An 8,475-nucleotide genomic window follows, 5' to 3' on the forward strand; every position below is an offset into this window, starting at 1 on the left:
GCAGGTTTGCAATCGCAAATCCTGTTTCCCCATATTGTTGTCGGGTTTATTTTTGTCATTATTTGGCCGCTAAACCAGGCATATCCAGAAAGCGAATGACTTGATGTTTGTTCAATCTTTTCGTATGACGCAGCGCGACTGGCGCGCCGGCGAGTTGCGCTTCCTGCTGGTGGCATTGATTGTGGCAGTCGCCGCGCTGTCGTCGGTCAGTTTTTTTGTCGATCGCATGCGTACCGGTTTGAATCGCGACGCGCATCAAATGCTGGGTGCTGATCTGTTGATACGTACAGATGAAGCGATTGCGCCGGCATGGAAAGCGGAAGCTGAAAAGCGCGGTTTGCAACTGGCTGAAACCATCGTTTTCCCAAGTATGGCAATCGCAGGTGAGGGCGATCAGGCGGCGTCCAAACTGGCGTCGATCAAGGCCGTCAGTCCGGCTTATCCATTGCGCGGCAGTGTAAAAGTAGCGACGCAGATAAACGGCGCAGGTATCGCCGCTACTTCCATTCCCGATCCGGGCACGGTGTGGGTTGATGCCGGCATTCTGACCAGTCTGAATATTGAAGTCGGCAATCCACTCAAACTTGGCGACAAGACTTTTACCATCGCCAAGGTCATTATCAATGAGCCGGATCGCGGTGCTGGTTTCATGAACTTTGCGCCACGCGTGATGCTGTCCGCCAGCGATGTCGCAGCGACCGGACTGATACAGCCCGGCTCGCGTGTCACCTATCGTCAGCTGCTTGCAGGCAAACCGGCCGAGGTCGAAAAGTTTGACAAATGGGTACAGGAAAAAATCGAAACGGATAATCTGAAAGGTGTACGTACTGAATCGCTGGAATCCGGCCAGCCGCAAATGCGGGCAACCTTGCAACGTGCGGAAGAATTCCTGTCGCTGGTTGGCTTGCTGTCGGCAATGCTGGCGGCAGTCGCTGTTGCCATGGCGGCTCGTCGCTTCATGCTGCGTCACGTCGATGCCTGCGCGATGCTGCGTTGCCTGGGCATGACGCAAAATCAGGTGACAGCGCTGTATCTGATTGAATTCTTCATGGTGGGTCTGGTCGGCAGTGCCATCGGTGCAGCTCTCGGCTTTGCTGCGCATTTTGTGTTGATCGAATGGCTGGGCCGCTTGATCACCAACGACTTGCCGCCGGCATCGATAATGCCGGCAGTGCAGGGCGTGGCGACTGGCTTGCTGCTGCTTATAGGTTTTGCGCTGCCGCCTATTTTGCAACTGCGGAATGTGCCGCATAACCGCGTGATTCGACGCGAGCAGGATATGCCACAACCGATCACCATCGTCACCTATGCGCTCGGACTGGCAACTTTCATCGGCCTGTTGCTGTGGCAAGCGGGAAATATCAAACTAGGCTTGCTGACGGCCGCCGGCTTTCTCGGCGGGCTCGCCGGGTTTGCATTGATTAGCTGGCTGGCCTTGAAGTCGCTGCAATCATTGCGCGGCCTCATCAACAACGCGAGCTGGCGCTTTGCAGTGACGGCCTTGCAACGCCGCCCGGGGGCGACGATAGTGCAAGTTGTTGCACTGGCACTCGGCCTGATGGCCTTGCTGCTGCTGACCGTGATACGCGGCGATCTGGTCGATGCGTGGCGCAGCGCGACACCGCCGAATGCGCCGAATCGTTTCGTCATCAATATTCAACCGGATCAAAAAGCTGAATTGGAAGCGCGGCTGGCGCAAAACAAAATTGCCGACGCCGATCTGTTCCCGATGATACGTGGCCGTTTGCTGGCGATTAACAATGCAGCCATCACCGGCGAGAGTTTTATCGAAGATAGAGCCAAGCGTCTGGTCGATCGCGAATTCAATCTGTCGACGATGAGCAAGATGCCCGCGTCGAATGAAATCACCGCAGGACGCTGGTTCGACGACAGCAAGCCGGAAGCATCGGTAGAAGCCGGATTGGCAGAAACGCTGGGCTTGAAGCTGGGCGATAAATTGAAGTTCGAGATTGCCGGCGAAACCGTTGCAGTGCCGATCACCAGTTTGCGCAAACTGGAATGGGGATCGATGAAAGTCAATTTCTTCGTCATCATCAATCCTGCCGCGATGAAGGACATGCCACAGTCGTGGATCACATCCTTCCATCTGCCGGAAGGCAGCGCCGCGTTCGAGAATCAGTTGACGCGCGATTATCCGAACCTGACCGTGGTCGATATCGGCAGTGTGGTCAAACAGATTCAGGACGTGATCGATCAAGTCGTCACTGCGGTCGAATTCCTGTTCATGTTTACGCTCGCCTCCGGTGTGCTGGTCCTGTATGCGGCGCTGGCCAGCTCGCAGGATCAACGCACACGTGAAGCCGGGCTGTTGCGTGCGCTGGGTGCGACGCGCAGGCAATTGTCGCAATCGCAGTGGATAGAATTCGCATTGGTAGGCGGCCTGGCCGGTTTGCTGGCGGCCAGCGGCGCGACGGCGGTCGGCTGGTCGCTTGCGCATTTCGTATTTGACTTTGAATGGAAATTCAGCCCGGTCGTGTGGATTGCCGGCTTTGCAGTTGGCGCGGCATGTGCATTTATCGGCGGTTGGGTAGGCTTGCGCAATGTGCTGAATCAGCCGCCGCTGCAAACTTTGCGCGAGGCCTGATCGATTGCGCTGGATGGCTTGTCCCGACCTGGTCACGTATCGCGCCACATAGTGATGCGTTATCATGTCGGCTATGACTGAAAATCAACAAAGTACCCTGTATGAACTGCTGGATGGCGAAAGTGGCGTACGCTCACTGGTCGATCGCTTCTACGATTTGATGGATCTGGAGCCGGCGTTTGCCGGCATACGCGCGATGCATCCGACCACGCTGGAGGGCTCGCGCGACAAGCTGTTCTGGTTCCTGTCCGGCTGGACTGGCGGTCCCAACCTGTTTGTCGAACGCTTCGGCCATCCGCGCCTGCGCGCCCGCCATTTGCCGTATGCGATAGCCACCAGTGAACGCGACCAGTGGTTGCAATGCATGGAGATGGCGATGCAGGAAGTCGGCATCGTTCCATCCCTGCAAGAGCATCTGCGCAAGGCTTTTGCAGAAACTGCCGACTGGATGCGCAATACGCATGGTTAGGCAAACGCCGTTGCCGCTGTTTCGGCGACACCTTGCACAACACGATTTTCCTTGCCCCGGACTTAGCTATCCATGACACAACTGCACTTCATCATCTTGCTGCTTGCCGCAGCCATCATCATCGTGTTGCAGATAGTCGCGATGCTGCGCAATCGCGCGGTCGATATCGCCCCTCAACTTGCGCAGCTGCAAAATGAATTGCAGCGCCATCAGCAGCAAGGCAGCGAGCGCATAGAACGCGAATTGCGTGAGCAGGTTCAATCGACTGCACAAGCCACGCGGCAAGAACTGGGCAGCAATTTCATGCAATTCCAGCAAACGCTGGCCGCGCAATTGACCAGCGTGGCGACGCTGCAAAACAACCAGATCGATACCTTTGCACAACAGCTCGCCAAGCTCAATGAAGCAAATGCACAGCAACTGGAAGCGATGCGCCAGGCCATCACCCTGCAGGCGCAGACCGGACGTGAAGAGCAGGCGAGTGCGCTGCAGCGTTTCGGCGATACGATCAATCAAAGCCTGACCACGCTGACAGAATCGAATGCGCAGCGTATGGCTGAAGTGCGCGCCACGCTGGAAGCGAAGATCAAGGATCTGCAAACCGACAATGGCACGCGGCTCGAAGAGATGCGCAAGACGGTCGATGAAAAACTGCATGCAACGCTGGAGCAGCGCCTGGGCGAATCGTTCAAGCTGGTCTCCGACCGTCTGGAAAAAGTACATCAGGGCCTGGGCGAGATGCAGCAGCTGGCAATCGGCGTTGGCGACCTGAAGCGCGTGCTGACCAACGTCAAGACGCGCGGCACCTGGGGCGAAGTGCAGCTGGAAATGCTGCTCGAGCAGGTGTTGACGCCGGAGCAGTATGCAAAGAATGTGGAAACGATACCGGGCAGCGGTGCGCGCGTCGAGTTCGCGATCAAGTTGCCGGGTAACGATGGCGGCCACACGCCGATCTGGATGCCTATCGATGCGAAATTTCCGAAGGAGCAATACGAGCGCCTGGCCGATGCCGCTGATCGCGCCGATGCAGATGGCGTTTTGCTGGCGGGACGTGAGCTGGAAACGGTAGTGCGCAATGAAGCGAAAAAAATTGCCGAGAAATATCTGTCGCCGCCGCTGACCACCGATTTCGCGATCCTGTTTTTACCGACTGAAGGCTTGTATGCCGAAGTCATGCGCAGGCCCGGCCTGGCTGACGACCTGCAGCGCACGCACCGTGTCAGCATCGCCGGCCCGTCGACCTTGTCGGCCTTGCTCAACAGCCTGCAGATGGGTTTCCGCACGCTGGCGCTTGAGAAACGTTCGTCCGAAGTGTGGCAAGTGCTGGGTGCGGTCAAAACCGAGTTTGGCAAGTTCGGCGATGTGCTGGCCGCGACCAAGGCGACGCTGGAGCGCGCAGCCAAGAACATCGAACAGGCCGAGACCAGAAGCCGTCAGATGACGCGCAAACTGAAGTCGGTAGAGGCACTGCCTAGCGAGGCAGCGCAACAGCTGCTGGGTGTGGATATGCCACTGGGCGATTTACTGGACGACAAGGAATAGTCCAGCCGCCAGCCAATGCCATTCAATAAGCGCGGAATTTTTCAGGTTTGTCTTCCCCGCGCAGGCGGGGAACCAGTGATTTTATGTGCTCGCACTGGATTCCCGCTTGCAGCGCGCACCGCCGCAAGCATGCGGCGGCCGTTTCACAGGCAGCCGGCATGCCGGCTGAATTCCCTGCTGCACCCTGCGCGGGAATGACAGCAATTCCGTCAAGTAGGCCTTAACTGAACGGCATTTCAGCCTTCAGCAGCTTTTTTTGAATCATGATAAATTCACGTCTCACTGATGCAGTGATGCGCTGAGTTTTCAGTACACACATTCATCAGTACGTTCTCGGGGCGGGGTGAAATTCCCCACCGGCGGTAATGGCGCAGAGTTTCATTATTTTGTGTTTAGCCCGCGAGCGCTTGTTGAAGCTTCAAGCTGTTCTTCGGCTTGCTTCAACAAGGTCAGCAGACCCGGTGTGATCCCGGGGCCGACGGTCATAGTCCGGATGATAGAGAACGGGATGACTTATTACGCACTTGCACCTTGCGGTGACGTGCGTCTGCCATTCCCGCTTGATATTCAAACTGCCCTGTTTTTCAATTTGCAAACAGGAGCTTCACATGCAACACCCTATCGGTATCAAAACAAAATCAGCAAGTCACCGTATCGCTTTTATCCAGGCGAGCTGGCACAAGGATATCGTCGATCAATGCCGTATCGCATTCATCGAGGAAATGGCTGTAAGCGGTTATCCGGAAGAGGTGATCGACTTCTTTGAAGTGGCAGGCGCATTCGAGATTCCACTGCATGCCAAATTGCTCGCCAAAAGCGGTCGTTACGCTGCAGTAGTCGGCACCGGCCTGGTGGTCGACGGTGGCGTCTACCGTCACGAATTTGTCTCGCAAGCCGTCATCAGCGGCTTGATGCAAGTCCAGCTGGAAACCGAAGTTCCGGTTATTTCTGCCGTGCTGACGCCGCATCATTTCCATGCACATGACGAGCACCAGAATTTCTTTTATCAGCATTTTCTGGTCAAGGGCAAGGAAGCCGCCCATGCATGCGCCGACACGATCAAACGCTTGCAGCAAATAGAAGCGAGCACGCAAGAGCGCATGGCTGCATAGTCCTTTTTGCATGCTGCGTTGATGCGCAGCTTGCTCGAAGCAGAGGGTAATAAAAAAGGGAGCCTTGGGCTCCCTTTTTAACGACCAGAACATCCTGCAGTGAACAGGATGATGCTCGGTATTACCGTTTTGTTTCCATCTGCACCAAAGGTTCCGTCGATTCCTGCGGCAATGGTTTGCGCTCACGCGGTACCCGTGCCGGTGGTACGAACTTCGCCGCTTCTTCCTGTGCTGCACGCAGCTTTTCAGGATTGGTGGCAGCAAGTTGCAAGCCGGCAGTGCGCAACACTTCGCTCAAGTCTTCCACTTTGCCCGGCGCGGCCATTACTGGCGCTGGTGCTGGTACAGGGACCGGGGTTGGTGTAATCACGGGAGTCGCGACAGGTGCAGCTGCGACAGGGGCCGCTGTAACAGCCGGTTCCGGTGCAACTGCGACTACGGGTGCTGCTTCCACCGCTGGCGCTGCTTCAACTATTGGTGCTGCTTCGACTACCGGCGCAGGTGCTGGCTGGCTGACAACTGGCGCGACGACAGGTGCAGCAACGGCGACTGGCTCCGCTGCAACTACAGCTACTGCTGGCGTGGCAACTTCAACTTCGGGCTGGCGCATGACTTCTTGCGGAATCAGCGGTGCCGCGATGGCCGAGGTCAGGGCGCTGACAGGCGCTTCGATCTGGCTCTTGGCCTCAGTTGCATATGCGACAGGCTCGGCAACAGCTTCAGGGCTGGCCTGCGCTGTGACAGGGGCTTGAGCAAGGTCATCCTGCAAGGCTTCAGCACCATCTTCACCGCCTTCGTTTTCAGTACCGGTTTCGGTACTGTCACGATCGCGACGATTACGGTTGCGGCCACCGCGACGACGACGACGACGCGGTTGTTCTTCGCCTTCGACAGCTTCTACCGGTATGCCGTTGGCATCGAGCACGACAGCAGCGCTGGCGGCTTCGCTTGCTGGCGGCGTGGTTTTGGCCGGTGCGGCAGCGATAATGGCAGCTGTGCCTTGCAACAGGCTAGCGTCAAGTTCGGCAACGACTTCCTTGTCCTTGCGCTCTTCGCGTGGTGGACGTGGTGTGCGTTCACGGCGTCCTTCATTGCTTTCACGTGGTTCACGCGGCTCGCGTGGTTCACGGGGTAGACGAGGAGGGCGCGCTGTTTGCGCTTCTGCAGCCACTGGCGCTGACGCCGGTTTTGCTGCTTCATCGCCTTCGCTGCGATCACGACCACCGCGGCCACCACGGCTGCGATTGCGTTGATTGCGACCTGCATTGCGGTCACCGCGCGGGTTGCGCTGGTTTTTGTCTTCCAGGGCAGGCAAGGCTGGTGCGGCTTTGGTCTGTTCCGGTTCACCGCTGAAGAAAGCCATCAGTTTCTGGAAGAAACCCTTGCTTTCTACAGGTGCGACTTTGGCTGCTTCTACCGGTTTGCGTTCGACGATAGGCGCTTGCTCCGGCGTGATGCCCTTGACCATGGCTTCCTGGCGCGGCTTGGCTTCTTCCTTCTGGCGCTTTTCGTAGCTGATGTCGGTATCGGCTTCTTCCGTCATCTTGTAGCTGGCTTGTGTTTCTTCCAGGCGTGGATCGTCATGCTTGATGCGTTCCAGCTTGTAATGCGGCGTTTCCAGATGCTTGTTCGGGATCAGGATGACGGAGACGCGGTGACGCGTTTCTATCTTCAGGATTTCACCGCGTTTTTCATTCAGCAGGAAAGCGGCGACGTCGACTGGTGCCTGGACGTGGATAGATGCCGAGTTTTCCTTCATCGCTTCTTCCTGGATGATGCGCAGGACTTGCAATGCGGACGATTCGGTATCGCGGATGTGGCCGGTGCCGTTGCAACGCGGGCAGGTGACATGGCTGCCTTCCGACAGCGATGGACGCAGGCGCTGACGCGACAATTCCATCAAGCCGAAGCGCGAGATCTTGCCCATCTGGACGCGGGCACGATCGTAGTGCAGCGCATCCTTGAGGCGGGTTTCGACTTCGCGCTGATTCTTCGCGTTTTCCATGTCGATGAAATCGATGACGATCAAGCCGCCCAGATCGCGCAAGCGCAATTGGCGAGCGACTTCTTCAGCGGCTTCACAGTTGGTATGGAAGGCGGTCGTTTCAATATCGCTGCCGCGGGTGGCGCGTGCCGAGTTGACGTCGACCGAAACCAGGGCTTCGGTGTGATCGATAACGATCGCGCCGCCGGATGGCAGCGGAACGGTACGCGAGTACGCGGTTTCGATCTGGTGTTCGATCTGGAAACGTGAGAACAGCGGCACGTCGTCGCGATAGCGTTTGACGCGATGGACCATGTCCGGCATCACGTGGCTCATGAACTGTTGAGCCTGTTCGTAGATGTCGTCGGTGTCGATCAGGATTTCGCCGATATCCGGCTGGAAGTAATCGCGGATCGCGCGGATGACCAGTGACGATTCCTGATAAATCAGGAATGCGCCTGCACCCGATTGGCCAGCGCCTTCAATCGCACGCCAGAGTTGCATCAGGTAATTCAAGTCCCATTGCAATTCATCGACGTTGCGGCCGATGCCGGCGGTACGGGCAATCACCGACATGCCTTGTGGCAGGTCCAGCTTGTCCATCGTTTCGCGCAATTCCTGGCGATCTTCGCCTTCGACGCGGCGCGATACACCGCCGCCGCGTGGATTGTTAGGCATCAAGACCAGATAACGGCCAGCCAGCGAAACGAATGAAGTCAGTGCGGCGCCTTTATTGCCGCGCTCTTCCTTCTCGACCTGGACC

5 protein-coding genes and 1 riboswitch are annotated in these 8,475 nt (G+C 57.2%); of the genes, 4 read left to right on the top strand and 1 reads right to left on the bottom strand.

The window, feature by feature from the left end:
* The first annotated feature begins 103 nt into the window (after window positions 1–103).
* The 4 genes from Q7T06_RS01950 to Q7T06_RS01965 all read left to right on the top strand — a co-directional run bounded on the left by Q7T06_RS01950 (window position 104) and on the right by Q7T06_RS01965 (window position 5,728).
* On the top strand, window positions 104–2,605 hold the full coding sequence (locus tag Q7T06_RS01950) for an ABC transporter permease (RefSeq protein WP_304779233.1): 2,502 nt from the start codon (window positions 104–106) through the stop codon (window positions 2,603–2,605).
* Between the two features lie 64 nt (window positions 2,606–2,669).
* Window positions 2,670–3,074 carry a group II truncated hemoglobin gene (locus Q7T06_RS01955; RefSeq protein ID WP_304779235.1) on the top strand — a complete coding sequence of 135 codons (405 nt, stop codon included), beginning with the start codon at window positions 2,670–2,672 and terminating at the stop codon, window positions 3,072–3,074.
* Between the two features lie 72 nt (window positions 3,075–3,146).
* The gene (rmuC, locus tag Q7T06_RS01960) at window positions 3,147–4,616 is read left to right on the top strand and encodes a DNA recombination protein RmuC (RefSeq protein WP_304779238.1); all 1,470 of its coding nucleotides are present in this window, start codon (window positions 3,147–3,149) and stop codon (window positions 4,614–4,616) included.
* A 325-nt stretch (window positions 4,617–4,941) separates the two neighbouring features.
* Window positions 4,942–5,125: riboswitch (FMN riboswitch) on the top strand.
* Window positions 5,126–5,224: 99 nt separating this feature from the next.
* A complete protein-coding gene (locus Q7T06_RS01965) occupies window positions 5,225–5,728 on the top strand; it encodes a 6,7-dimethyl-8-ribityllumazine synthase (protein WP_304779241.1) in 504 nt (167 codons plus the stop codon).
* 121 nt (window positions 5,729–5,849) lie between these two features.
* On the opposite strand, the gene Q7T06_RS01970 is transcribed toward Q7T06_RS01965, so the two are convergent.
* On the bottom strand, window positions 5,850–8,475 hold a 2,626-nt coding region (locus Q7T06_RS01970; RefSeq protein ID WP_304779244.1), incomplete at its 5' end, for a ribonuclease E/G.

This window comes from Herminiimonas sp. (assembly GCF_030645555.1).
Classification (GTDB): domain Bacteria; phylum Pseudomonadota; class Gammaproteobacteria; order Burkholderiales; family Burkholderiaceae_D; genus Oxalicibacterium.